This window comes from Agrobacterium sp. 10T429 (assembly GCF_056393925.1).
Map to the genome: position 1 here is coordinate 1 of NZ_JBFTGV010000011.1, position 24,699 is coordinate 24,699.

General features: G+C 57.4%; 22 protein-coding genes, 1 tRNA gene and 1 pseudogene. 15 read left to right on the plus strand and 9 right to left on the minus strand.

The window, feature by feature from the left end:
- The first annotated feature begins 71 nt into the window (after nt 1-71).
- From AC1DCP_RS21205 to AC1DCP_RS21220, 4 genes are all read left to right on the plus strand, one after another.
- A tRNA-Met gene (locus AC1DCP_RS21205) sits at nt 72-148 on the plus strand.
- A gap of 536 nt (nt 149-684) precedes the next feature.
- Nucleotides 685-1,794: a 2Fe-2S iron-sulfur cluster-binding protein gene (locus AC1DCP_RS21210; protein ID WP_065687473.1), complete on the plus strand. Its 1,110-nt coding sequence runs from the start codon at nt 685-687 to the stop codon at nt 1,792-1,794.
- A 41-nt stretch (nt 1,795-1,835) separates the two neighbouring features.
- Nucleotides 1,836-2,957, plus strand: a complete 1,122-nt coding sequence (gene hisC / locus AC1DCP_RS21215) for a histidinol-phosphate transaminase (protein ID WP_065687474.1) — start codon at nt 1,836-1,838, stop codon at nt 2,955-2,957.
- Complete coding sequence (locus AC1DCP_RS21220) at nt 2,954-4,375, plus strand: FAD-binding oxidoreductase (RefSeq protein ID WP_112153306.1); 1,422 nt, start codon at nt 2,954-2,956, stop codon at nt 4,373-4,375. Before hisC ends, AC1DCP_RS21220 begins: the two co-directional genes overlap by 4 nt.
- A 51-nt stretch (nt 4,376-4,426) precedes the next feature.
- On the opposite strand, the pseudogene AC1DCP_RS21225 reads toward AC1DCP_RS21220, so the two are convergent.
- From AC1DCP_RS21225 to AC1DCP_RS21250, 6 genes and pseudogenes are all read right to left on the minus strand, one after another.
- Nucleotides 4,427-4,552 (minus strand): annotated as a pseudogene (locus AC1DCP_RS21225) (S-(hydroxymethyl)glutathione synthase); the annotation flags it as partial.
- Nucleotides 4,531-5,217, minus strand: coding sequence for an ABC transporter permease (locus AC1DCP_RS21230; protein ID WP_003514208.1), 687 nt, complete (start codon nt 5,215-5,217; stop codon nt 4,531-4,533). The gene AC1DCP_RS21230 and the pseudogene AC1DCP_RS21225, both read right to left, overlap by 22 nt.
- Nucleotides 5,218-5,221: 4 nt before the next feature.
- Entirely contained in the window at nt 5,222-5,929 is a 708-nt protein-coding gene (locus AC1DCP_RS21235) for an ABC transporter permease subunit (protein ID WP_013636822.1), read from the minus strand.
- A 137-nt stretch (nt 5,930-6,066) separates the two neighbouring features.
- Nucleotides 6,067-6,861, minus strand: a complete 795-nt coding sequence (locus AC1DCP_RS21240) for a transporter substrate-binding domain-containing protein (RefSeq protein ID WP_003514202.1) — start codon at nt 6,859-6,861, stop codon at nt 6,067-6,069.
- 71 nt (nt 6,862-6,932) lie between these two features.
- Nucleotides 6,933-8,894, minus strand: coding sequence for a DUF2817 domain-containing protein (locus AC1DCP_RS21245; protein ID WP_081308437.1), 1,962 nt, complete (start codon nt 8,892-8,894; stop codon nt 6,933-6,935).
- A 138-nt stretch (nt 8,895-9,032) separates the two neighbouring features.
- Nucleotides 9,033-10,073 carry an aromatic ring-hydroxylating dioxygenase subunit alpha gene (locus AC1DCP_RS21250; RefSeq protein ID WP_065687476.1) on the minus strand — a complete coding sequence of 347 codons (1,041 nt, stop codon included), beginning with the start codon at nt 10,071-10,073 and terminating at the stop codon, nt 9,033-9,035.
- 129 nt (nt 10,074-10,202) lie between these two features.
- Between AC1DCP_RS21250 and AC1DCP_RS21255 the strand changes: the two genes are divergently transcribed.
- Nucleotides 10,203-11,123, plus strand: a complete 921-nt coding sequence (locus AC1DCP_RS21255) for a LysR family transcriptional regulator (RefSeq protein ID WP_029658811.1) — start codon at nt 10,203-10,205, stop codon at nt 11,121-11,123.
- Nucleotides 11,124-11,146: 23 nt separating this feature from the next.
- Here the strand turns inward: AC1DCP_RS21255 and AC1DCP_RS21260 are convergent, their stop codons facing one another.
- On the minus strand, nt 11,147-11,662 hold the full coding sequence (locus AC1DCP_RS21260) for a flavin reductase family protein (RefSeq protein WP_065687477.1): 516 nt from the start codon (nt 11,660-11,662) through the stop codon (nt 11,147-11,149).
- Nucleotides 11,663-11,673: 11 nt separating this feature from the next.
- Nucleotides 11,674-13,038 (minus strand): LLM class flavin-dependent oxidoreductase, encoded by a 1,365-nt coding sequence (locus tag AC1DCP_RS21265; protein WP_065687478.1) that lies wholly within the window; start codon nt 13,036-13,038, stop codon nt 11,674-11,676.
- A gap of 425 nt (nt 13,039-13,463) precedes the next feature.
- On the opposite strand from AC1DCP_RS21265, the gene AC1DCP_RS21270 reads away from it, so the two are divergent.
- The 10 genes from AC1DCP_RS21270 (at nt 13,464) to AC1DCP_RS21315 (ending at nt 22,889) form a co-directional block, all read left to right on the plus strand.
- Nucleotides 13,464-14,597, plus strand: coding sequence for an HD domain-containing phosphohydrolase (locus AC1DCP_RS21270; RefSeq protein ID WP_035198757.1), 1,134 nt, complete (start codon nt 13,464-13,466; stop codon nt 14,595-14,597).
- Entirely contained in the window at nt 14,590-14,916 is a 327-nt protein-coding gene (locus AC1DCP_RS21275; RefSeq protein WP_003514190.1) for a hypothetical protein, read from the plus strand. Before AC1DCP_RS21270 ends, AC1DCP_RS21275 begins: the two co-directional genes overlap by 8 nt.
- Nucleotides 14,913-15,281: a response regulator gene (locus tag AC1DCP_RS21280; protein WP_003514188.1), complete on the plus strand. Its 369-nt coding sequence runs from the start codon at nt 14,913-14,915 to the stop codon at nt 15,279-15,281. The genes AC1DCP_RS21275 and AC1DCP_RS21280 overlap by 4 nt, the downstream gene beginning before the upstream one ends.
- Nucleotides 15,278-17,245 carry a chemotaxis protein CheA gene (locus AC1DCP_RS21285; protein WP_003514186.1) on the plus strand — a complete coding sequence of 656 codons (1,968 nt, stop codon included), beginning with the start codon at nt 15,278-15,280 and terminating at the stop codon, nt 17,243-17,245. The genes AC1DCP_RS21280 and AC1DCP_RS21285 overlap by 4 nt, the downstream gene beginning before the upstream one ends.
- The gene (locus AC1DCP_RS21290) at nt 17,242-17,787 is read left to right on the plus strand and encodes a chemotaxis protein CheW (RefSeq protein WP_003514184.1); all 546 of its coding nucleotides are present in this window, start codon (nt 17,242-17,244) and stop codon (nt 17,785-17,787) included. Before AC1DCP_RS21285 ends, AC1DCP_RS21290 begins: the two co-directional genes overlap by 4 nt.
- Nucleotide 17,788: 1 nt before the next feature.
- A complete protein-coding gene (locus AC1DCP_RS21295; protein WP_065687479.1) occupies nt 17,789-19,606 on the plus strand; it encodes a methyl-accepting chemotaxis protein in 1,818 nt (605 codons plus the stop codon).
- Between the two features lie 2 nt (nt 19,607-19,608).
- A complete protein-coding gene (locus tag AC1DCP_RS21300) occupies nt 19,609-20,103 on the plus strand; it encodes a chemotaxis protein CheW (RefSeq protein WP_003514179.1) in 495 nt (164 codons plus the stop codon).
- On the plus strand, nt 20,100-20,969 hold the full coding sequence (locus AC1DCP_RS21305; RefSeq protein ID WP_065687480.1) for a CheR family methyltransferase: 870 nt from the start codon (nt 20,100-20,102) through the stop codon (nt 20,967-20,969). The genes AC1DCP_RS21300 and AC1DCP_RS21305 overlap by 4 nt, the downstream gene beginning before the upstream one ends.
- Nucleotides 20,970-20,981: 12 nt before the next feature.
- The gene (locus AC1DCP_RS21310; protein ID WP_003514176.1) at nt 20,982-22,070 is read left to right on the plus strand and encodes a protein-glutamate methylesterase/protein-glutamine glutaminase; all 1,089 of its coding nucleotides are present in this window, start codon (nt 20,982-20,984) and stop codon (nt 22,068-22,070) included.
- A gap of 117 nt (nt 22,071-22,187) precedes the next feature.
- Entirely contained in the window at nt 22,188-22,889 is a 702-nt protein-coding gene (locus AC1DCP_RS21315; protein ID WP_013636809.1) for a ParA family protein, read from the plus strand.
- 58 nt (nt 22,890-22,947) lie between these two features.
- Here the strand turns inward: AC1DCP_RS21315 and AC1DCP_RS21320 are convergent, their stop codons facing one another.
- Nucleotides 22,948-24,675: a chemotaxis protein gene (locus tag AC1DCP_RS21320; RefSeq protein ID WP_081308439.1), complete on the minus strand. Its 1,728-nt coding sequence runs from the start codon at nt 24,673-24,675 to the stop codon at nt 22,948-22,950.
- Nucleotides 24,676-24,699: the final 24 nt, after the last annotated feature.

Sequence of the window (24,699 nt, forward strand, 5' to 3'; positions counted from 1 at the left end):
ATGCAGTCGCGATAAATCCAATAGGGATTTACGCTGGTCGCGATAAATCCCATAGGGATTTACGCTGGTAACGCGGGGTGGAGCAGCCCGGTAGCTCGTCAGGCTCATAACCTGAAGGCCGCAGGTTCAAATCCTGCCCCCGCAACCAAAATTTACGAATAAATTCAACACGAAAGCCCTCTCATCGTAGAGGGCTTTCGTGCGTTTTGGGCGTTGGATACCGCAAATGAATTGCTGGCGATATATCACCGTGGGGCTCTGATAGCGTGCACCTAGGCCTATATCCTGCTCGCGGAGCACTCTGCAACTATCTAACGATTGGTTATGAAGATCACGTTCTACTTGGCGATCCCGTTAAAAACGAGGGCGCAAATCCAGAGTTGCTCGCGCCAATTCAAACCCCCATAGTTTAGCTTTTCTAAACAAAAACCCATCTGTGGCGGGATTGTCTCTCGTTGTTGACGCGCAAATAATGAGATTTGTCAGAGGGATAAATTGAGGTGAGGCCTTGGGGCTGCAAATTGGTGAAGACCAAATTGCCAGCGAGTTTTTGAGGAAGTTCTGCCTCCCACGAAAACCTTTGACCGTCTGCAGGTTGAAGCAAGCCTTGAGCGATCTCACGGGGAGGGCTTTCGAGGCGATCTGCGGATTTCCGGATATTGCAATCATCAGGACAAGCAAATCATGACGACCCGCCTGGATCCACGTTTTCGCCCGTTCGAGGTAAAGCGCAAGGTGCGCGAGAGTGCCACGATCACGTCTTTTTACCTCACGCCTGTCGATCCTGCGGATTGGTGTACTTTTGAGGCGGGCCAGTTTCTGACGATCCAGATACCGCAGCCCGAAGGCAAAGAACCGCTTGTCCGGAATTACACGGTTTCGTCAGGACCAAATGAGATCGGGGTCTATCGTATTACCGTGAAACGGGAAGCCGCTTTAACGCCCGATATGGCCGATGGTCTTGTTTCGTGCTGGCTCCATGACGCCGTTGAAGAGGGTGCGGTCATCCATATTGACAGGCCGCGTGGTGCCTTCAAACTCGACAAGGCCAGTCATCGACCGGTTATTCTCTTGTCCGGTGGCGTCGGGCTGACACCTACGATATCCATGTTGAAGGTCTTGGTTGCGGAAAGCGATCGGCCCGTCTGGTTCGTCCATGCCTGCGACGGGGCTGCTACCCATGCGCTGCGTGAAGAAGTACGGGTGCTCGCTGAACAGCGCAGCAACGTCCATATTCATTACTGTTATCGTTTTCCGACCGACGAGGATGCCAAGGCCGGACTATTCCATTCCGCCGGTTTCATCACGCGGGAGACCTTGCAGTCGTTTCTGCCGCTGGACGATTACGAAGTCTATATGTGCGGACCACCGCCGTTCATGCAGGCGATGTATGACCTGCTCCTCTCCCTCGGCTTGGAGAAAAGCAAGATTGCCTACGAGTTTTTCGGGCCTGCCTCCCTGCTTTCGCCATCGCAGCCGAAGAAGGAAGCAAACCTCAGCCTCACTGTTGCTCCGGTGGCGTCAGAGCCCGAGTACTCAGGCATCGAGATCGTTCTTGGAAAGTCAAATGCCAGATTCGAGTGGGATTCAGCCTCGGAATCCATCCTGAGCTTTCTGGAGAGCCGGGGTATTGAGCCAGCATTCTCCTGTCGCGCGGGTGTCTGCGGCAGCTGTGTCCAAAACCTTGTGTCCGGCGACGTTGAATATGTGGAAGAGCCGCTGGATGACGTGCCATCCGGGCAGATTCTCCTCTGTTGTTCCAAGCCCGTGAGTTCAGTCGTACTCGACCTCTGAAATCAGATTCCAGCGTTTATCCAAATCAGCGAGATCAACCCATGTCCGATATACTCAGACTCAACCCGCACGTTGCTGAACTTCCGCCTTATAATGCTGGAATGAATATCGCCGTTGCGCGAAGCAAGACGGGTTTGACCGAAATTGCGGCCCTTGCCAGCAATGAGAATCCATATGGCTGCTCTCCGAAGGTAACCGCTGCGCTGGCCAGTCTCGACCCTTCACGCTATGCGGATCCTGCTTGTGTGATCTTGCGTGATGCGCTTAGTCGAAAGCTCGGCGTTGCCGGAAACCGGATTGTCATTGGAAACGGCTCGGAAGAGATGATTGCTGCCGTTTGTCGCGCGGTCCTGCGTCCGGATGCTACCGTGGTCGCGATGCTACCTGGTTTCGGCCTTCACGAAATCGAACCCAAAGCAAATGGTGCGAAAATCATCAAGATACCGATGACGAAGGATCTTCGGTTCGATCTTGAGGCGATGACGACCGCATTGCGCAAAAAGCCATCGATATTCTTCATCTCCTCGCCTTCCAATCCCGTGGGCCCGGCGTTGCGACAGGATCAGCTCTCAAGCCTCATTGCAGCCGTCCCGAAAGAGACGTTGCTTGTTTTCGACGAAGCCTATTTCGAATTCTGCGACGGGAATACGCCAGATGGGCTTAAGACACTGGCTGACAGCGCTATCTCCTGGGTCGTGCTCAGAACCTTCTCGAAGGCCTATGGGCTGGCTGGGTTGCGCGTCGGATATGCCGTGGCTTCCGATGAGCGGCTGGCACAGGCCATGTCATCTGCAAAGACACCGTTCAACGTCAATGCAGCCGCGCAATTGGCCGCAGTTGCCGCGCTCGATGACGAAAACTGGATGCGGGTTTCCGTCGAAAGCGTCGTCAAGGAGCGCAGGCGCATGGCTGCGGCAATCGCCTCGCTTGATCTTTTCGTTCCGGACTCTGAGACGAATTTTCTCTTCATCGATGTTGGTTGCGACAGTTCGATCGCTTTCGATCATTTCCTGTCCCATGGCGTCATCGTCAAACCCTGGAAAGAACCGGAGTTCGCCAGCTTCATTCGTGTGACCGTCGGGCTTCCTGCGGAAAACGACCGTTTTCTTGAAGCGTTACGCTCACTCAAAGATAAGCTTCCTGAGGCAAAAGTCGCGTCATGATCGAACACAATACCGCCTTAACACGGGATTTGTCCGCCGCGTTTCTCAATGAAATCGACCAGATTATCGGCCTGTCGAACCTGAAACGCGGTGATGCCGTTGCCAATCTCGATTATGGCGTAACGCCTGCGAATTTCGGTGCGGATGCGGTTGCTTTCCCTTCATCTCCGCACGAGGTTGCGTCGATCATAAAAACTGCGGTTGCCCATGGTATATCGGTTGTACCACAGGGTGGCCGAACCGGGCTTGTTGGCGGGGGTGTGTCCGTCCCCGGTCAAATCGTGGTGTCGACCGCCCGGCTGAACCGGATCGTGGAAATCTATCCAGATGAGCGGGTTGCCGTTGTGGAGGCGGGCGTTACGCTTCAAGCGTTGCAGGCGGCCGCATCGGAGCATTGTCTCGAGCCAGGCATCGACTTGCCATCGCGTGGTTCTGCCACGATTGGCGGAATGGTCTCGACCAATGCCGGCGGGATTTCTGCCTTTCGATATGGGGTGATGCGACATCGCGTGCTCGGGCTGGAAGTCGTATTGCCTGATGGCTCGATATATTCCGACCTGACACGCGTGGTGAAGAACGCCGCAGGATACGATCTGAAGCATCTCTTCATCGGGGCCGAGGGTACGCTTGGTATTGTGACCAGGGTTGCCATCAAGCTTGAACCTGTTCCCGCAGCAACCGCCACCGCACTTTTTGGGCTTCCCTCCGTTGAAGCGGCTCTTGAGGCAACCAGGCTGGGGTTGTCCGTGAGGTATGGCCACATGTGTGCGGCGGAAGCGATCTGGAATTCGTTTTTCGCCCTGACGGCGGGCGAGCACCTTTGGTCGGCGGCAGATTATGCCCCTGACTATCCCGTCAACCTCATCATGTCTCTGGGCGGCGGTGACGAGGAACAGCTTCAGATGGAGCTCGGCCGGATTTACGAGGAGCTGTATGAAACCTATCCGAACGTGTCCGCTGTCGTCGCAACATCGAAGGCGCAGGAAGCAGAGTTGTGGCGTCTGAGGGAGGACACGGACCTTATCTATCGCAGATATCCGGCTGCGCCGTCCTTTGACGTCTCCGTCCCCTTGTCGCAGATCGGAGAATATGTGGCTCGCTGCGTACCGGAGCTTCGGTCAATCGATCCTCTCCTCGATCCCTACCTCTTCGGCCACATTGCCGATGGCAATCTTCACATTGTTCTCAATGCAGCCGGGGCAGCTCTGACGCCCGCCAAGATTGCTGCCATCGAATCCGTTCTCTACCGCGACCTGGCGCAATCGGGTGGTTCGTTCTCGGCGGAACATGGGATAGGCTCCAAACGCATTCATGCGTTGCGGGAGACAGCGAACCCGGTAAAATTTGCCTTGATGACGCAGATCAAGGCCGCAATCGATGGCGGATATACTCTTAACCCCGGCAAAGTCACCGGCTGACATGACAACGCCGCGCTCTTTAGGCGCGCGGCGCTGACACGATATGGGCGACTACGTTTCAGTTCGCCAGAACGCCATTTTTTTGGCTGTCCAGGTGGCGATATAGTCCATCGATGCGGATGACAGGCAGTCGTAAGGTTCGATACTAATGGCCTTCAGCGCGCTTCGTGACGCATCAGGTGTGCCTCAAGCATGCGGATGAGCATGACGAGGGTGAGGTTGATGACGAGGTAGATGGCACCGGCCAAGGCGAAAACCTCGAAAATCGCGAATGTCTGGCTCATCAGGCGCTTTGCATATCCCGTGATCTCGAGAACCGTGATTGTCGAGGCAAGGCTCGTACCCTTGACGACGAGGATCAGCTCATTGCCGTAAGCAGGCAGAGCCTGGCGAATGGCGAGCGGGAATTCGATCCGGCGGAAACGCATAAATGGTGACATTCCCGTGGCTTTGGCCGCTTCCTTGAGACCCGCGGGAACCGATAATAATCCGCCTCGCAGAATCTCCGATGTATAGGCGGCTGTGTTGAGCGCCATCGCCATGACCGCGCAGCGCGCACCATCACTAATCACCCACCACGTTATGGCATTGCCTTTGATAAATCCAATTTGGCCAAGCCCGTAGTAAAACAGGAACAGTTGTACAAGCAGCGGCGTCCCGCGAAAGACCATGCTGTAATATTTTGCAAACCCGGCAAGGAAATGGTTTTCGGACAGCCGCATGAGCGCAAGACCAAGGCCGAGATTGAAACCGATCGCGACAGATATCGCGGTTATGGTCGCCGTTGTGGAAAGCCCTTTCAAGAGGAAAGGCATCGATGTTTTCAGGAATTCGATATCCATCGCGTTACTTCCTCGCCCTTAGTCTCACCAGGCGTTCGACCCTGTCGAATCCAGCCTGGCTTATGATGGTGATCGCGAAATACACGACGGCTGCGATAAGAAAGAAAATCAGGGGATTGCGGGTGCTACCGGCGCCAACCGAGGCGGCGCGCATCAGTTCCTGCAGCCCGACAACCGATACCAGTGCCGTGTCCTTGATGGTTGTCTGCCAGACGTTGTTCATGCCGGGGATGGCAATGCGTAGCATTTGCGGGATGATGATGCGCCTGAAGATGCGGCGCCCGGGAATCCCCAGTGCACGCGCAGCTTCTATGTGTCCCGTCGGGATGGAAGCCAATGCTCCCCTGATAACCTCGGTCGAGTAGGCGCCTGCAATCGTACCGATGGCAATGATGGCAATGATGAAGGCATATCCGCTGTCCGCAAGGGCAGCATATCCGAAAGCTGTGGCAACCTGTGTCACGAATTGCACGGAAGAAAAGAACAGCAGATAGATGATAAGCAGTTCAGGCACCCCCCGCACGAGAGAGGTATAGGCGTCTACCACAAGTGTCAGCGGGAATATCCGCGCCCACTTGATGACCCCGCACAAGGTTCCGATCAACGCACCGACAAGCATGCTGACCGTACCGACGGCAATCGTTATTGCGGCTCCCTGCAGAATGGCTCTTATCCAACCACCCTGCCAAACTAGGATCAGACTAGACTCCATTGGATTTGCCTTGGTTTTGCTGCGCACTCCCTTGCCTTTTTGGCAGCAGGCATCGTCAGCGTCTTCGACCGTGCGCACCCTGTCAGGTTGCGATTGAGTGGTTGCCCCGCACTTCTGGGAAGAGCGGGGCAGGCGTCTTAGTTGCAGGGTCTGGAGATATCCATCTTGAACCACTTCTGGCTCGCTTTGCCGATCGAACCATCCGCGACGAGCTCGCACAGTGCCTTGTCGATCTTCGTCTTCAGCTCGGTGTTCTCCTTGGCAATTCCGACGCCGATCCCTTCGCCGAGGGTGGAATCGAATTTGCTCTGAACTTTCACGTCGACAAACTGAAAGTCCTTGCCTTCGGGCTTGGCGAGAAAATCCTGAAGCGCAGAGGCGTCTGCAAATGCTGCCTCAACGCGGCCGCTTGCGAGATCGATCTGCATATTGTCGAGCGTGTCGTAGGTTTTGAGATTGGCATTCGGCACCCGCTTTTCGATGAAGTGGGCGTGCGTCGTTCCGGTTTGAACGCCGATCGTCTTGCCGTCCAAGCCCTTCAACAAAGTGTCGATATCCTTGATGCCGGCGAGATCGGATGTCTTGGGAACGAGGAACATGTTTGCCAGCTCAGCATATCCGACCGAAAAATTGATTTCCTTTTTTCGATCCTGGGTAATCGACATCCCGGAGATGATGACGTCGAAGCGCTTCGCCTTGAGGGCAGGGATCAGGCCATCAAAGGCCTGCACGACGAACCGGCACTTCACGGCGAGCTTCGTGCAGAGCAGGTTGCCGACATCGGCGTCGAAGCCGGTTACATTGCCGGCAGCATCGGCCATGCTCCATGGTGGATAGGCACCTTCGGTGCCGATCGACAATTCGCCTTCGGCAGCGTGCGCCGTGCTGACGCCTGCAAGAAGCAGGGCGAGTGACAGGACTTTCAGATTCATATGCGAATTCCCCTATTTGGTTATTTGTTGGGTTTKATTTGCCGGACACAGCGCCGGCACAGCGGATCACGTCATAACGTTCGCGACAGAAACTGACGCAGGCGTTCCGATCGCGGATTGGTGAACAATTCCGCCGGGGTACTCTCTTCCTCCACCTTTCCTTTGTGTAAGAAGAGAATCTTGTGAGATACCTCGCGCGCAAACTGCATTTCATGCGTCACGAGGATCATGGTATTGCCCTCTTCTGCCAGCTGACGGATCACGCGCAGGACCTCTCCCACAAGTTCGGGGTCGAGAGCGGATGTCGGTTCGTCACAGAGGATGACTTTTGGCCGCATGGCCAGTGTTCTTGCGATGGCCGCACGTTGCTGCTGGCCGCCGGAGAGCTGCCCGGGATATTGGGCATGCTTTTCCGACAGTCCCACTTTCTTCAACAACTGATGGGCATGGTCGATTGCATCCTGGCGACGCTCGCCAAGAACATGGACGGGAGCCTCGATGATGTTCTCAAGCACGGACATGTGGGGCCAGAGGTTGAAGTTCTGGAATACCATTCCCACGCGGGCGCGAATTCTTTCGACCTGGCGCATGTCTGCTGGCTGCGAACGGCCATTCGCTCCGCCCTTCATTCGTATTTCCTCGCCATCAACGACGATCGTTCCACTGCTGGGCTGTTCGAGCAGGTTTATACAGCGCAAAAACGTGCTCTTGCCGGAACCTGACGAGCCGATCATGGAAACGACTTCACCGGGATCGGCACTCAGCCCCACGCCCGACAGGACTTCGTGCGTGCCGAAGCTTTTGTGGAGATCATGAACTTCAACGGCTGGCCGTTCATGGCTTTTGGTGTTGACAGGCACGGCCGGTGGCCAGTCGCTCACCAAAGCCGGAGCGGTCGCGCCCTTAGAAGCCAGGGGAGTAACCGAGGCAAGTGCGGTCAGCGCGCGGTCGAAATATCGCAAGCTTGTCCCAAGACAGTTCTGCTGCCATTCGGGATCGTCAGGAATGAACGCAGTTCTCAGCGTCTTCTTGATTTTCTGCCCAAGCGGAGATTCGATATTCCCGAAAAGATGCAGCCAGTTATCCGCCTGCACGGCGTCCATCACCACCGGGCCTTCAAGGGTTCCGCATTCGATTACCAGCGGCAATACGCGGCTGTCCGGCAAGGATTTGCAGACCGCTGCTGAAACGTAGCCCGTGGCCGTTGCCGCAATGCCGGTATCGGTCGTTGCGCCCTTGCCGGTCATCACGACCGTGAGTGCGTGCCCATAGGTTTTTCTGCCCCATTCCAGACCGGCATGGTCCTCTTCCGCCACGGATAGCAGCGCGGGATATCCGTAAGGGCCTGCACCGGTGTGAAGATCGAAGACGACGACATCCGACGCGCCACTGACGAAAGTGCTCAAGATATCGTTGAGGGTGCGGTTCGACCATGTCGGGCCGTTGCCGCCATAAAACAGTCCGTCTGGAAAGTCGTATTGGCCTGCTTCGATAATCGCGGCGATCCCGGCGTGACCATTTAAAGCGGCCTTGGCATCTCTCAGCAGTTGATCGGCACGGTCACGATCGGGCCCATCCCACTCGGCGCAGACAAATGCATTATGGAGTGGGGCGTATCGTTCGTTTCGTGGAACGGCTCTCTTCCAGTCAACGAAGTTTCGGTTGAGATCGACATTGTCCTCGTTGACCCGTCGGCTCCATGCTGTTCCCCACGGGTTGATCAGATGGATCATCACCACAGCCGTATCGGGAGGAAGCGGTAACGGGTTATTTGCGGCAAGCCATTCAGCCTGGCAAGCCGATCCGAATTGCCCCTCAACTCCGTGCGTGCCGGACAAGATGACGAGTTTTTTTGACGCGTTGCGTTCGCCCAGATATGCAACATCCGTGAAAAGGTGCTCTCCATCTGGGCAATGCAATGGATGCTTATATTCGAACAACGCAGCATTCGACCGGCGCGCGGCGGAAAGAAAACGTTGCCGCAGCACATTATAGTCCACTGAATAGAGCTCAGGCTGCCTGATGTGGCGCATCAAGGATACTCCCGATTTGTGGCGGGCGTCGGCTTTTGCCGATCACAAGCTATGTTCCCGGTTATTATTTTTTTGCCATCTCCGCCTGACCATTTGAGCAGGCGAAGACCATATCGTTAGTCATTCCGGCGCAGGCGCTTACTCCGCGGCAGCGACGACATTCATGGTCTCGCTATCGATCATCTGTGAAAGCTTGCGTCTGAACCGCAGCGGTCCGACATCGATCTTCAGATCGAGGTTTGGAGTCTTCTTGTTCGCGATCCCGTGGTGGACCGCCTCTAGCACGACACGGTCTTCCTCGAATGCGCCGCGTACGGATGTTGCGAAGCGCGCTGAAACGTCCGGGTCGTCGGGCGCGAAATTTCGCATCTGAAACCAGTAATACTTCGTGCGGTTCTCATCGACTGGCGTCATGAAATTGTAGCTGTCCATCAAGAACGTATTGGTTGGCAATTCGCGGCCTTCGCCACCGGAGCCTGATGGTGCAAAGATGGCCTTGATGATGGCATTGCTGGGGTAGCGAACCTCGTAATGCTGTTTTCGATCGCATTTCCCCTTAAATTGCAGGAACGGTGCGTAGAAGGGGGCTGGATCTGAATCCAGCATCCAGCGCCAGACGACGACGCCATCGCTTTTCACCGTTGTTTCCAATGGCGTTTCTTCGCAGGCGGAACTGGCGAACGAGCTCTGATGCACCCATGCGACGTGGGATGGGTCCAGCAGATTGTCCGTCATGTAGAGGTAATTGCAGTTGATCGTCATCGACTCGCCGCGATTGACGCCCCAAGACGGATCACCGAAATGTTCGACATGGAAAATCTCTGCGGGATCGGCTTTCGCGGCCTCACCCATCCAGACCCAGACGAGCCCGTAACGTTCCTCCACCGGGTAGGAGCGGACGCAGGCCACATGTGGAATACGCTCTGCACCCGGCACGCGGGTGCAGGCGCCGGAACAGTCGAAGGTCAGTCCGTGATAGCCGCATTCGACGTCGTCGCCCTTGATACGCCCCATGGACAAGGGGAGCTTGCGATGGGGACAGGCATCTTCGAGCGCTGCCAGCTTGCCATTCTGAAGACGATAAAGAACGATATTTTCGCCGAGCATCGTTACGGGTGTCAGGTCTCGCCCGATTTCGTGATCCCAGGTGGCGACGTACCAAGCATTCTTGAGAAACATTTTCTTCCCCCGTTCTCGCTTCAATCGGAACAGTATTTTCCTTGTTGCGATGCGGGACAAGCGGATTTTCGTTGCGTTTTTGTTTAGAAAAACTTAACAAAAAGCAGAACTGGAGATGCTCTATTGGCTATGCCCCCACTCCATGCCCTGCAAGCTTTCGAAGCCGTAGGAAGGTGCGGCACGATGAGCACGGCCGCCAAAGAACTGGGCGTAACACCCAGTGCCATCAGCCAACAGGTGCGCAAGCTTGAGAACCATCTCGGCGTTACGCTCCTCGAACGTATCGGACGCCGTGTGGAACTGACGTCGTGGGGTGTTCTTCTTCACAAGGAAGTCGCCAAAGGCTTCAGCCAGCTCAATCATTCCGTCGATGTTCTCGAACGGGCGCGGAGCCAGACCGGCATCGTGCTGACTGCGCTCAGCTCGGTGGTGAACAAGTGGATCGGCCGCAAGATCTTCGAGTGGCAGGCTCTCTATCCGGAAGCCAATGTCCGTATCATCGGCAAGGATGACGAACCCAGCCTGTCGGGCGGCCAGAGCGATTTTCGCATAACCTATGGAAAGCGGGCAGAGGTGCACGCGCATTTCGTGCCGCTTTATACGGATTGGGTGGTTCCCGCATGTTCGCCGCGTCTGCTCGGGGGACGGACATTATCGGCGGCCGCCGACCTTCTCAAATTCCCTTTGCTCAATATCGAGTGGGAAGCCCATTACAGCCGTCCGCCACAATGGAGCGAGTGGGCGCAGCTGGTTGGCGCGACCGTGAATGAAAAACTCTCGAGCCTGTTTTTCGCGCTGTCGAGCAACGCAATCGACGCTGCGGTCAACGGACACGGCTTCGTGCTGGCTCAGGTCTCGATGATTGAGGACGAGTTGCAGGCCGGTACACTTGTTGTTCCTTTCGACATCCGCCTTCCGCTTCCCGAGAGCTACTATCTGGCATGGGATCGTTCCGTTTTCGATAAGCCCTACGGAAGAGAATTTCATATGTGGGTGATGGGGATCGCGAAAAAGCAGTCTGTCGCATCGTCCCCGAACCGCAGTGCGTGACCAAGGGCCTACCGCTCGGGATATCACCTTCTGATGTGTTGATATTCTCCGCGCCAGTACAGAAGTGGCCGGGCATCGTCATGCGTCCTTATCGACCGGACGAGGCCGATCAGGATCACATGGGATCGATGGACGATCGCGTCTTCGAGTTCGCAGTCCAGACTTGCCAGAGCGCCATCCAGCGCAAGGCCGCCTGACGCCATCGTGTGCCAGACGGCGCCATCGTAGCGGCTGGCACCCTTAAGGCCATTAAAACCCGAGAATGAGTGGGCGACGTTTTCCTGACCTTCAGCGACGACGTTGACGCAAAACCGTCTGGCTTTCTCGACGATTTCCCAGGACGAGGATCCTCGATTGAGTGCGACCATCACAGTCGGGCCATCCGCAGAAAGTGCTGTGACGGATGTTGCGGTGAAGCCGGTTCGTGTTTCACCCGTGCCTGTCGTGATGACGCAAACGGCACCCGCCAGATTCCGCATGGAGGATTTGAAGAGGTCAGCGCCCGGAGACGGCACCTGCATTTTCATCTGGTCCACCATGATCGGCTCCTTCAGATGCGCTCTTTATCGCCTTTAGCGGCCGTGTAACGGTTGGCAGGCATCGAAAGCCCCAGGTTCTCGCGCAGCGTCGATCCTTCATATTCCTCACGAAACAGTCCGCGTCGCCGCAACTCCGGCAAGACAAGGCGGACGAAATCTTCCAGGCTTGCGGGAAGTGTCGGGAACATAAGAATGAAACCGTCGGCGGCACGGGTTTCGAACCACTCTTCCATGTAGTCTGCGATCTGTTTTGGTGTCCCGGTTATTCCGTTTCCGGTGTGGCGTTCTGCGTAGTGGCGGATCAATTGTCCCACTGTCTGTCCTTGTTTGACGAACTCGACGAGCTGGTCAAACATCTTGCGCGAGCCTTTCGGCTCGGCGGGCAGCCGGTCCATCGGAAATGGTTGATCGAGGGGGACGCCACGAAGGTCGGCTTCGAGGAACTCCGAAAGCATCAACCGACCTACGTCCGGATCCAGGCTGTCGATGAGAAAATCGACTTTTGCCTTCGCCTCGGCCTCGGTCTCCCCGACATTGACGACAATGCCCGGCATGACCTTGAGATCTTCGGGATCGCGACCGAATGCCGGCATACGTCCTTTGACGTTCTGGTAGAAAGCCCTGTTGCTCTCGATGTTGGATGCCAGGCTGAAGACGATTTCAGACGTCCGTGCAGCAAGGTTCATTCCGGCCTCGGAGCCGCCGGCCTGAGCAATAACAGGCCGCCCCTGCTCGGAAGGCGCAATGTTGAGGGGGCCGCGCACCTGAAAATGCTTGCCGACATGATTGAGGGTATGGTGCTTGTCCTTGTCATAATAAACGCCGCTTTCGCGATCGAGCAGCAAGGCATCGCGTTCAAAGCTGTCCCATAGGCCGAACACTACGTCGATGAATTCCTGCGCGCGCTCGTAACGGACGGCGTGAGGATCGAGACCCTGACGATTGAAGTTGTAGCCGGTCTCGTCATGATCGGAGGTGACGACATTCCAGCAGGCGCGTCCCCGGCTCAGCTGATCGATAGACGCGAAAATCCGGGCGACATTGAAGGGTTCATAATAGCTCGTCGATACCGTCGAGACCAAACCCAGTCTTTCCGTCATCACCGAAAGTGCCGAGATGAGAGAAAGCGGTTCGAACCGGTTCTGCTTGGTCGGGCTGCGCGCCAGGGCGTCGGGGTCACCAACGGCAGCCGCAGCGGAATCGGCGAGGAACATGAAATCGAATTTGGCAGCTTCAGAAATTCTGGCCACATTCAACATGTGGCTGAAGTCGGTTGCTGCCGTTACCTTGCTTGCCGGGTGCCGCCATGCGGCTGCATGGAAGCCGAACGTGTAAACAAAGGTTCCGAGCTTGATCTTGTCCTGCCGTTTCGACATCGTTCCCTCTTTTGACTGATACCAATTCTGGTCTCAGGCTATTCGAGGATCAACGCTGCAACAATCGGCCGAAATCTTCTCCGTAGGTTAGAAATACTAACAAGGATTAGTGGCGCGTCTGCGCATCAGCCCGAGAGGCTGCGGCGCCACGCAAGGATCACATTCCCGTTGGAAGGCCTGATGATGGCGCTTCACTATAAGTATTCATAAGTCACACTTAAGTCGCTGTTAACCAACATCTGGTCAATTTATTCATATAAGAAGTTGTCTTCGCAGGCGAATTTCGCGCAGGCGCTTCATTTTCATGACCACATGACGCGGTCGTCTTTTCCCAAACAAATGTTTCCAGATCCGTTGAATTCGCTCGGTGAAAGCCGAGGAGTTCGCGCGTCTATTCGCCCGCAATCCAATGATAGCGAGGACAAGTGCAAATCGTATTGGTCGATGACAGCAAGTCGATTCTTGTTGCCCTGAAAGCGACGGTCCGCGGGCTTCCGGATGTCGGCACCATCGTGGGCTTCACCGATCCCACGGAGGCGTTGGAATTCTGCCGCAACAATGCGGTCGATCTGCTTGTGGTGGATTATACGATGCCGAAATATAACGGCATACAGCTCCTCAAGGCACTGAATACATATGAGCATTTCGCGCATGTGCCTGTCATCATGATCACATCGGAAAGAGGCCGGCCTGTCCTTATCGAAGCGATAGAGAGCGGTGTCACGGAATTCATCCACAAGCCCTTTGACCCGGTGGAGCTGAAGGCGCGGGTGCGCAACCTTCTCGCCTTGCGCAAGGCGCAGCGCGATCTTGCCGGACAGGCGCGCAGCCTTGTGGATGAGGTGCGCAAGGCCACCCGGCAACTCGCGGCCCGCGAAGAAGAAATCATCTGGCGCCTGGCGCGGGCCATCGAATTCCGCGACGGCCACACCGGCGACCATATTTCCCGCGTCGCGCAAATCAGCATGCTGATGGCAAAGGATCTCGGCCTCGATGACGAGCATTGCCGCATGATCTATCTCGCGGCACCCTTGCACGATGTCGGCAAGATCGGAATTTCCGACAGCGTGCTGCTGAAGCCGGGTCGCCTGACGCCTGATGAGATCACCGAAATGCGAAAACATGTCGGTATCGGCGTGCAGATTCTCGAAAACGGTTCATCCGATCTGCTGCGCATAGCCGAGGCGATTGCAGGCGGCCATCACGAAAAATGGGATGGAACGGGATATCCGCACGGCTTGTCGGGCGATGGCATTCCGCTGGAAGCCCGTATCGTCGCCATTGCGGACGTCTTTGAGGCTCTCTGCTCCGAGCGTCCTTACAAGAAGGCGTGGTCGACCCAAGAGGCCTATGCGCATGTTGTCGCGCAGAGTGGCAGCCATTTCGATCCCGCTTGCGTCGCGGCGTTCCAGCGCCAATGGACGCTGATCGAGAGGCTCATGACGGGCCACGGCGTTCTGGAGATCGAAGTGCCGAGCCTCGAAACACCGGAAGAACAACCGATCAGGGCGGATGGCGGCATGCAAGCCGCAGCCGTTCGGGAGACTCCCCATGTTTGATGAAACCACGAACGAGACACTGAAGATGCCGCAAGCGCTTTCCATACGGTCGATTGCGTCGGCACACAGTCTTCTTCTCGACCGTCTCAAAGACACCGACAGGCTGGTGGTCGAGGTGCCCAAGGATGCGGATGCGGATTTGAGCTTCGTGCAGCTGATGGAAGCCTCGCGCAATTTCGCGGCGCAGAACAACAAGACGATAACATTGAAAGAGCCGGCTGACGGTCAGGTTTTGCAGACATTGCGGCGGGGCGGTTTCCTGTCGCGGATGGATGAAGCCTCCCGCCAGTTCTGGTTGCATGGAAAGGACATATCATGAGCGCACATATTTTGACGGTCGACGATTCTGCCAGCATTCGCATGACGACGAAGATCGCCCTCACAGGCGCGGGCTACCAGATTACCGAGGCCGTTGATGGGCAGGACGGTCTTGCCAAGGCGAAGGCCGAGAATTTCGACCTCATCGTCACTGATCTCAACATGCCGAACATGAATGGTCTCGAGATGATTGAGGCGCTTCGGCAATCTCCGGCTCATACCGGCATTCCGATCATCTTTTTGACGACGGAATCCGATGCGGACATGAAGGCGCGCGCCAAGGCCGCCGGTGCCACCGGCTGGCTGACCAAGCCCTTCGATGCCGAACATCTGGTCAAGATCGTCAGAAAGGTCCTCGGAAAATGACGACGCTGGACCCTATTCAGGTTTTCAGAACGGAGGCTGCGGAGCTTTTCGAGCAAATCGAGGGTGGCCTTCTCGATCTGCTTCACGATTTGACCGATCAGGATCAGATCGACGCCGTTTTCCGCGGACTGCATACATTGAAGGGGTCCGGGGCAATGTTCGGGTTCGAGGCGCTTGCCGCCTTCACCCACCATTGCGAAACCGCCTTTGACCGGGTGCGCAAGGGCGAGGTTCCGGCAACCAGCGAACTGGTCGCAGCCGTTCTTGAAGCGCAGGATCATATGCAGGCGCTGGTCGACAATCCGCACGGTGTGCAGGGTGATGTTGGAGAGCAGCTGCTCGCCAAGCTTCGTGCGGCAGTCGGCACTCGTGGCGATGGCGGTGTCCTGACACATGTTCCGGCGCAGAATCTCGCCAGGAAGCAGGCAAAGGCAAAAGCTGCCACTTGGGAAATCCGGTTCCGGTTGCCCGTCAATGCCATGGCAAACGGAACCAATCCCCTTGGTCTGCTGGATGAACTGGCCGAACTCGGCGACTGTGAAATCGTTGCCGACACCTCGACGGTGCCGTCTCTCGATGCACTCAATCCGAGCGATCTCCATCTGGGCTGGACAGTCCGGCTGACGACCGAGCAGCCGCAATCGGCAATCGACGACGTTTTCATCTTCGTGATGGATGACATGGAGATCGATATCCGCGCAATCGAAGCGGTTGTCGAAGAAGAGCTCCCCGTTTCCGAAATCCTGCCGGAAGCCAGAAAGGTCGCCGCCGATCCGAAGGGCGGCAAGGCGGCCGAAAACGTACGGGTGCCTGCTGAAAGACTTGACGAGTTGATGGATCGGGTCGGTGAACTCGTCATTGCCCAGTCCCGCCTTTCGCAGCTGGCGGGTAGCAGCGTCGATATTCTTTTGCGCTCTGTTTCGGAGGATGTCGAACGTCTTTCCGGAGAACTTCGCGATACGATGATGGTCCTGCGAATGGTGCCGATCGCCCAGCTTTTTGGTCGGTTCCGCCGTCTGATTCATGACCTGGCGCGGGAAACGGGCAAACAGATCGAGCTGGAGACCGAGGGCGAAGGCACAGAGGTCGACAAGGCGGTTATCGAACGCCTGGCTGATCCACTCGTGCACCTTGTCCGCAACTCCTGCGACCATGGACTCGAAAAAAGCGATGAGCGTGTGGCGGCCGGCAAACCGGCGACGGGGCGGATCACCCTCATTGCCCGCCAGTCGGGCGGTGATGTGACGATCACCATCCGTGACGATGGCCGTGGCATTGATCGCCAGCGCGTCCGGGCAAAAGCTGAGGCTTCCGGCCTTTTGGCTCCGAACGCGCAGGTCAGCGATCAGGAACTGCTGCAGATGATCTTCCAGCCGGGCTTTTCGACAGCCTCTGAAGTTACCAGTCTTTCCGGCCGTGGTGTCGGCATGGATGTGGTGAAAAAGAGTGTCGAGGCCCTTCGCGGCACGATCAGCGTTACCAGCACGCCGGGCGCGGGTTCGGAAGTTTCGCTGGCGATCCCGTTGACTCTGGCCATCATCGACGGCCTGCTGGTGCGGGTCGGCAATGGTTGCTACGTCATTCCGCTGCCGGCGGTGGAGGAATGCCTGGAACTGTCGCCTGACGACGATATTCGTTCGCGGGGCCGGTCCTTCATTTCACTGCGCGAGAGCCTCGTTCCCTTCATTCGCCTGCGCGAATTGTTCAACACCGGAACCAAGCCGGATCAGTTCCAGAAGATCGTCGTCATTTCCACCGGCTCCGAGCGGGTCGGGCTTGTGGTTGACCAGATCATCGGCGATCACCAGACGGTCATCAAGGCCATGTCGAAACTGCACCATGACGTCGCGACATTCTCCGGCGCGACCATCCTCGGTGACGGCAATGTCGCCCTTATCCTCGATGTCGCACATCTGGTGATGGCGGGGCAACAGCAGGAGGCGCGATTGCGGGCCGCGGGATGAACCAGTCTCTCTTGAAGCAGACGGACGAATTTTGGGGCGTGTCCGACGCCGTGGAAGTTCTGACCTTCAACATCGCGGGCGAGACCTTCGCCATCGAGGCGGTGAAGGTCCGGGAAATTCTGGATCTTCTGCCCGAAACCGCCGTTCCCGGTGCTAAAGCCTTCGTGGCGAGTGTCATCAACTTCCGGGGCAAGGTCATCCCTCTGGCCGATATCCGTCTTGCCTTCGGCATGGAAGCCACCGAGCGAACCATTGATAGCCGTATCGTCGTCATAGAACTGCCGTTCGATGGCGAGCCGGCATTGATCGGCATCAGGACCGATAAGGTCAACGAGGTGACCACGTTCAGCCGGGCAGCCAGCGAACCGCCGCCGAGCGTCGGCATGCGGTGGCGGGCGGATTACATCCATTGCCTCATCAAACGCGGCAGCGAGTTCGTCATTCTTCCAAATCTGACAGCAATTTTCACGGGGCATCGCGAGTCCGGACCGGTTTCGTCCAGCGCGCGTGGCAACGTCATCGAACTTTCCAAGGAGCATTGAGATGCGATTTACAATCAAGATGAAGCTGGCGGTTGCCTTCGGCTTTCTGATCCTGATGCTTGCCGGAACGGCCGGCTATGGCATCTACAGCCTCGGTATTGCCAAGAATGCCATGGACGATGTGGTCGATGGCACCGTCGTGCGCCTCGACAAGGTTCACCAGATGAACGCACTGGCGCTGGCAACTGTCCGGTCGCAGAAGAATATCATCCTTGCTGCTTCGCCGGAGGAAACCCAGCTTTTCAAGGCGGCAGGTAACGAAAGTCGCGACCAGTTGACGGCCATGCTGAATGATATGGCAGCCACCGCCAGCGCCGAGACGCGTGCGTTCTGGACGGATCTGCAGGCCATCACCAAGGCTTTCGAGGCCAGTGATGATCACGTCCGGGAACTGGTTGCGCAGGGCAATACGTCGCTCGCCGCGTCGTACTCGTCCGGCAAGGGCCGTGACGCTGCCAATGCCCTGACCGGGAAACTGGGCGAGGGCGTCAAGATGAACCGCGACCGTCTTGAAGAATCGAAGCAATTGGCGGCTGATGACTATGAGCAGACCCGCACCCTGCTGGTCAGTGCATCGGTCATTGCCGTACTCATCGCCATCGCGACAGCATTCTGGATCGCGCTCGGCATCAGCAGCGGATTGCGCAAGATCATGACCGTGGCTGAGGCGGTTGCGATCGGCGATCTCGATCAGAATGTCGAGATCAAGACCAATGACGAGATCAAGGATCTCGTTGCGCGCATCAACACGATGACGGGCAATCTGCGCAATACGGCAGGCATTGCCGACCGGATTGCGGATGGCGATCTTACCGTCATGCCGAAACCCCTGTCCGAGAGGGATACTCTCGGCCTTGCGCTGGAACGGATGGTTGAGCGCCTGCGTGGCATTGTCGCCGATGCGCTTTCCGCTTCCGACAATGTGTCCTCCGGCAGCCAGGAACTGTCGGCCAGCTCCGAACAGCTGAGCCAGGGCGCGACCGAGCAGGCATCGTCTGCCGAAGAGGCCTCGGCCTCGATGGAAGAGATGGCTGCCAACATCAAGCAGAATGCCGACAATGCCGCGCAGACGGAAAAGATCGCGCGTCAGTCGTCCAAGGACGCCGAAGCCAGCGGTGAAGCCGTCAACCGCGCTGTGGTCGCCATGCGCACCATCGCCGAGAAGATTTCCATCGTGCAGGAAATTGCACGCCAGACCGATCTTCTGGCGCTGAACGCCGCCGTTGAGGCGGCGCGCGCTGGGGAACACGGCAAGGGTTTTGCTGTCGTGGCATCGGAAGTGCGCAAGCTCGCCGAACGCAGCCAGGCTGCTGCCAGCGAGATCAGCTCGCTTTCCGGCGAGACCGTGCAGGTGGCAACCGAAGCGGGCGACATGCTGAACCGTCTGGTGCCGGACATTCGCAAGACCGCCGAGCTGGTTGCCGAAATCTCCGCCGCCTGCCGTGAGCAGGATATCGGCGCCTCCCAGATCAACGAGGCAATCCAGCAGCTTGACAAGGTGACGCAGCAGAACTCCGGCGCTTCGGAGGAAATGTCGGCGACTTCGGAAGAGCTGGCCGCACAGGCCGAAGAGTTGCAGAGCAGTATCGCCTTCTTCAAGGTGGATGCCTCAAGCGTCTCGTCGCGCCCCGCACAGGCTGCACATCGGCCTGCCGCAAAGCCTGCTGCGACGCGTCCGGCGATGAAGCCGGCCCCCGTTCGCAAACCGCAGACGGGCAACACCGTCAGCGCCCAGCAAGCCCGCGTCAAAGGTTTCGCACTGGATATGTCCATGGGCGGTCCCGATGCTGACGACGCGGATTTCCGCGAAAGCGCCTGACCATGACCAGCACATCTTCAGAAGGCCAGTTCGTGACATTCAGCCTCGGTGAGGAGGTCTTTGCGGTATCCGTCGCGGTCGTCCGTGAAATCCTCGACTATGAGGACACGTTCAAGATTCCGCATAGTCCTGAATATCTGCTGGGTCTGAGAGATGTGCGCGGGCAGGGTGTGCCCATCATCGATCTGCGGCTGCGGCTCGGAATGAGCCGCAGCGTGCGGACACCCCATACCCGCGTGCTGGTGCTGGATATTCCGTTTCCATCCCGCACGCTGGCGATAGGTCTCGTGGCGGACAAGGTATTCGAGGTGACGCCGTTCCGTCGCGACCAGATGGAAACCGCACCCGATATCGGCGTTCACTGGAACTCCGACTACATTGCAGGTGTGGTTCGCCGCGAAGGTGATTTTGTCGTCATCATCGATCTTGCAAAGCTTTTCTCGAACGAAGAAAACGCCATTGCCCGCCAGGGCGGCACACCGGTTCAGGCGGCATGAGGAGAGCCCTTTCCGTGGATGCCTCCATTGCTGCCAGCTCCGCGCATGATGGCCTGAGTCAGCGGGATTTCCGGCTGCTCGCCGAATACATCTACAATTACAGCGGCATAAAGATGCCGGACAGCAAGCGCACCATGCTGGAAGGGCGTCTGCGCAAGCGTCTTCGCGCCACGGGGCATGCCACCTTCGCTCAATATTGCAGTTTCCTCTTCCGCGAAGACGGGCTGGAAGAGGAAGCGATCTACCTGATTGATGTGGTGACGACCAACAAGACGGATTTTTTCCGTGAGCCGAACCATTTCGACTACATGGAGAAATTCGCTTTGCCTGCACTTGCGGGTGAAGGCCATGGGCGTATCCGTGCCTGGAGTTCCGCCTGTTCGACGGGTGCGGAACCCTATACCATGGCGATGGTGCTGGCCGAAGCGGCCGAGAAACAGGTCATCAACAATTTCAGCATCCTTGCGACCGACCTTTCCACTGATGTGCTCAGGAAGGCCCATAGCGGTATCTATGCCCGTGAACTGCTCGAACCGGTTCCGGCCGACATGATGCGCAAATATGTCATGCGGTCGGTCGATGCCGGACGACGGGAGGTTCGTATCGTGCCGCGGCTGCGTTCCAAGATCGGTTTTGCCCGCCTCAACCTCATGGACCCGACCTACCAGATCGGCGATGCGGTGCACCTTCTCTTCTGCCGTAACGTTCTCATCTACTTTGATAAAAAAACGCAGGTGCACGTCCTGACCCAATTGTGCAAGCGCCTGGTGTCGGGCGGTTACCTTTTCATCGGTCATTCCGAAACGATAACCGGTATCGACCTGCCCCTGCGGCAGGTCGCCAATACCGTTTTCAAGAAGCAATAGCGGCAGAGAGCCATGTCGAAAAAAATCCGCGTTCTCATCGTCGACGATTCCGCCAGCGTCCGGCAGACCCTGACGGAGGTTCTCGAAAGCGATCCCGGCATTGAGGTGATCGGGGCCGCTGCCGATCCGTTTGTTGCGGCCAAGCGCATTCAGGAAGAAATTCCCGATGTCATCACGCTTGATGTGGAAATGCCGCGCATGGACGGCATCACCTTCCTGCGCAAGATCATGTCGCAGAAACCGATCCCTGTAGTCATGTGCTCGTCGCTGACCGAGGCCGGATCGGAAACCCTGCTTCAGGCGCTGGAGGCGGGGGCGGTCGATATCATCCTCAAGCCGAGGATAGGCGCTGCGGATCATCTGGCGGAACAGGCCACGCGCATCTGCGAGGTCGTCAAAAGTGCGGCGCACGCCCGCGTCGGCAATGCGCGGGCGGTGCTGCGTTCTGCTGCCGCAAGCGGTCCGCAGGCCAAGCTGACCGCCGATGCCGTGCTGCCGCCGCCTTCGGGCAAGGCCATGGCACGCACCACTGAAATGGTGGTCTGTGTCGGTGCATCCACCGGCGGCACAGAAGCGTTGCGCGCAATGCTGATGAAGCTGCCGGCCAATTCACCCGGCATCGTGATCGTTCAGCATATGCCGGAAAAATTTACCGCCGCATTTGCAAAACGCCTGAACAGTCTCTGCGATGTCGAGATCAAGGAGGCCGAGGACGGCGATCCGGTGCTGCGCGGCCATGTGCTGATTGCGCCGGGCGACAGACATATGCTGCTGGAGCGGCAGGGTGCACGTTATCGCGTTTCGGTCCGCACCGGGCCACTGGTTTCGCGACACCGGCCTTCGGTGGACGTTCTGTTTCGTTCTTCCGCGCGTGCCGCCGGTGCCAATGCCATGGGCATCATCATGACAGGCATGGGTGATGATGGCGCACGCGGCATGCTGGAAATGCATCAGGCCGGCGCCTTCACGGTGGCACAGGACGAAGCATCCTCTGTTGTCTTCGGCATGCCGAAGGAAGCGATCGCCCATGGCGGTGTCGACAAGGTTCTGCCACTCGACAGGATCGCGCTGGAAATTCAGGCCGAAGACCGCCGCCGCTGATGGCGCGACCCTTTTTTACCCGGCATTAACCAAACTCGCCAATGATGGCGGCAACACCATGCGACAGGTGCGTTCCGCGAGGCATGACAGTCTCCGCCCAGTTTTCCGGATCATGCCATGCCAGTTATCACCTTCGCGAACACCAAGGGCGGTGCCGGGAAAACCACGGCGGTTCTTCTCCTGGCGTCCGAACTGGCGCGTCGCGGATCGCGGGTTTGCGTCATCGATACAGATCCACAGCGCTGGATTTCCCGCTGGCGTGAAAAGGCCGATGCGCGTGTCGATTTTTCAGTCATCACCTATGTGACGGCGGCGACGTTACAGCAGCATGTCATCGACAGCCGCCGTGCATTCGATCATGTGATCATCGACCTGCCCGGTGCGCAATCGCCCCTGCTCGCGACTGCGATCGGTCTCTCCAACCATGTGCTGATACCCGTTCAGGGCAGCACCATGGATGCGCAGGGCGGGGCGCAGGTGCTCGAGCTGCTGCGTTATCTCGATGAAAAGGCGAATATCCGGATCGACCATTCCGTCGTGCTGACCCGCGTCAATCCGCTGGTCACGACCCGCGCGCTTCTGGCTGCACGGGAACTGCTGGCGCAAAGGAATGTACGTGTTCTCGATACGCCGATTTTCGAACGTTCTGCGTTTCGCGATATGTTCGAATTCGATGGATGCCTGCATATGATGAAAGCCGGCCATGTCAGCAATCTCGACAAGGCTCTGCAGAATGCCGAAGCTTTTGCCGCCGAGGTTCTCCGTCTCCTTGAGGCCTCCAGCAAGAAAAGCCCTGGCAAACTGATGCAGGCGGCCTGACGCCGGGAACCCGGCGCAGTAAAAGCGCCCCATCGATCCTGTTTAGATCGGGTACGCTCTAGAAAAGCGCGTCGGCAAAGAGATCGTCGTCATCTTCGACGGTGGCGGGTGCTTTCTGCCCGGGCGCAAGATCGACCGGCAAGTAGCGAAGATGCACGTCGCGCTCCTGCGCCATCGTGTATATCTTGTAGATGCGTGTCGAAAACGGCTGGATTTTCTCCGCAAAGCCGGAAATGTCTCCGGCGCCGCCGGCGGCCAGCCCGCTTGCCACCTGATGGCATTCTTTCAGGACATCGCCGAGTTCGCTTTCGAAATCGAGCTTGATCACGGCGGCACTGATGCGGCTGAAAACGGCCTGACCTTCCGTGGCGAGATCCTGAAGACCGGTTTCCATCTGACCCTTGGCGTGGCTTATGGCTTCCAGTGCTTCGTTCAATGGTTCCCGCAGGTCACCGGCGCTCCGGTTCTCTGCCGTCTTCAGATTTGTAATGACGCTTTCGATCCGGTGGAGATCGGCAACGATCGAATCCGCCGGGCTTTCCAGCTTGTCGGCAAAGACCCGCAGCTCGCCGCTGACGACATTGACCGACCGGCCTTCGTCGCCCAGTTTCGAGCAGCGCAGGTTTGAGTTCAGCGCCATATAATGGATTTCAGTCTTGATCGAGCGCAGCACTTCAATGCCGTGCAACAGGTCCTGTGCGGTACGGGTAACGGAAGCGACGACCGCATTGGCATCCGCCATGCCTTCCTGAACGCGCCCGGCCAGATCGCACGCCTTTGCTATGTCCTTCTCAAGCAGCTGCAACGCGCTGCCGCCATCATTGGCAGCATCTTCCACCAGGGTGTCGCGCAGTGAAAGAATGGTTGCGGCATCGTCGGCGAAACTTGAGATGCCTGCAAAGATCTTGCGGCAATCCTGCTGGAAGGTGGTTGCCATCTCGTCGATCTGGGCGCTGACCATCTCGAAAACGGTGTCGTAAAGAGCGTCCATTTCGGCGGAATTTAACGCCTGCGCCTCTTCGGAATTCAGATAATCGCTGAACAGGGCGAGTGTCGTCTGCACATGTTCGACACGTTGGCGGGTAATGTCGCCGATCTGGAGGGAGGACAGCGTTGCCGCTATCTTGCCCTGCACGCCCTGCGCGACGGATTTCACCTTGGCCGCCATGGCCGTCATGGCGCGATGCTGTTCGCCGATGCGACCGGAATTTGTCTTCAAGCCTCCGACGATGCCGGGGATCGTTGCTTCGAAATCGGCGCCGATGACGGATGAGACGTCGCGCGCTCTGGCAAGCTGCTTGTCCATGAGATCGAGATATTGCGCGAATTTGCCGACTTCAGTACCGCCGAAATGGATGCGTTCGCGGATTTCCTCGGCAAAGGAGGAAAATTCGGCGATGCCTGCGCCGGTGATCTTTACCGTGACCGCAAAGGTTTTCAGGTAACGGATCGTCTCGCGGATATCATCGACATGGCCGTTTGCAGACTTGCAAAGGGAACTCATTTCAACGAAGGCGGCCTGTCGCAACTGTTCGGTTTCCGGCAGGCGGACCATGTCCTCAATGGTCTTTTGCATGTTGGCCATTGCCGCATCCGCGGTATCGCCGTCCATCGAACCCGTCATGCGGTCCAATATGGTGATGAGCTGGTTCAGGATCTCCATGACTGAAACGAGCACGGAGCCGCCTTCGAGAAAGGTCTTCTCGATACGAGACTGTGCGGTTGCAAGGCGCGCGGTCAGGTACGCTTGCGGATCACTGGCTTCAGCTTTTGGTTGATTTTTCACGACGGTACTGTTTCCCATACTCGG

Coding starts and splice junctions, on each gene's coding strand:
- AC1DCP_RS21210 (WP_065687473.1), top strand. CDS start 685: ATGACGACCCGCCTGGATCCACGTTTTCGCCCGTTCGAGGTAAAGCGC.
- hisC (WP_065687474.1), top strand. CDS start 1,836: ATGTCCGATATACTCAGACTCAACCCGCACGTTGCTGAACTTCCGCCT.
- AC1DCP_RS21220 (WP_112153306.1), top strand. CDS start 2,954: ATGATCGAACACAATACCGCCTTAACACGGGATTTGTCCGCCGCGTTT.
- AC1DCP_RS21230 (WP_003514208.1), bottom strand. CDS start 5,217: ATGGATATCGAATTCCTGAAAACATCGATGCCTTTCCTCTTGAAAGGG.
- AC1DCP_RS21235 (WP_013636822.1), bottom strand. CDS start 5,929: ATGGAGTCTAGTCTGATCCTAGTTTGGCAGGGTGGTTGGATAAGAGCC.
- AC1DCP_RS21240 (WP_003514202.1), bottom strand. CDS start 6,861: ATGAATCTGAAAGTCCTGTCACTCGCCCTGCTTCTTGCAGGCGTCAGC.
- AC1DCP_RS21245 (WP_081308437.1), bottom strand. CDS start 8,894: ATGCGCCACATCAGGCAGCCTGAGCTCTATTCAGTGGACTATAATGTG.
- AC1DCP_RS21250 (WP_065687476.1), bottom strand. CDS start 10,073: ATGTTTCTCAAGAATGCTTGGTACGTCGCCACCTGGGATCACGAAATC.
- AC1DCP_RS21255 (WP_029658811.1), top strand. CDS start 10,203: ATGCCCCCACTCCATGCCCTGCAAGCTTTCGAAGCCGTAGGAAGGTGC.
- AC1DCP_RS21260 (WP_065687477.1), bottom strand. CDS start 11,662: ATGGTGGACCAGATGAAAATGCAGGTGCCGTCTCCGGGCGCTGACCTC.
- AC1DCP_RS21265 (WP_065687478.1), bottom strand. CDS start 13,038: ATGTCGAAACGGCAGGACAAGATCAAGCTCGGAACCTTTGTTTACACG.
- AC1DCP_RS21275 (WP_003514190.1), top strand. CDS start 14,590: ATGTTTGATGAAACCACGAACGAGACACTGAAGATGCCGCAAGCGCTT.
- AC1DCP_RS21280 (WP_003514188.1), top strand. CDS start 14,913: ATGAGCGCACATATTTTGACGGTCGACGATTCTGCCAGCATTCGCATG.
- AC1DCP_RS21285 (WP_003514186.1), top strand. CDS start 15,278: ATGACGACGCTGGACCCTATTCAGGTTTTCAGAACGGAGGCTGCGGAG.
- AC1DCP_RS21290 (WP_003514184.1), top strand. CDS start 17,242: ATGAACCAGTCTCTCTTGAAGCAGACGGACGAATTTTGGGGCGTGTCC.
- AC1DCP_RS21295 (WP_065687479.1), top strand. CDS start 17,789: ATGCGATTTACAATCAAGATGAAGCTGGCGGTTGCCTTCGGCTTTCTG.
- AC1DCP_RS21300 (WP_003514179.1), top strand. CDS start 19,609: ATGACCAGCACATCTTCAGAAGGCCAGTTCGTGACATTCAGCCTCGGT.
- AC1DCP_RS21305 (WP_065687480.1), top strand. CDS start 20,100: ATGAGGAGAGCCCTTTCCGTGGATGCCTCCATTGCTGCCAGCTCCGCG.
- AC1DCP_RS21310 (WP_003514176.1), top strand. CDS start 20,982: ATGTCGAAAAAAATCCGCGTTCTCATCGTCGACGATTCCGCCAGCGTC.
- AC1DCP_RS21315 (WP_013636809.1), top strand. CDS start 22,188: ATGCCAGTTATCACCTTCGCGAACACCAAGGGCGGTGCCGGGAAAACC.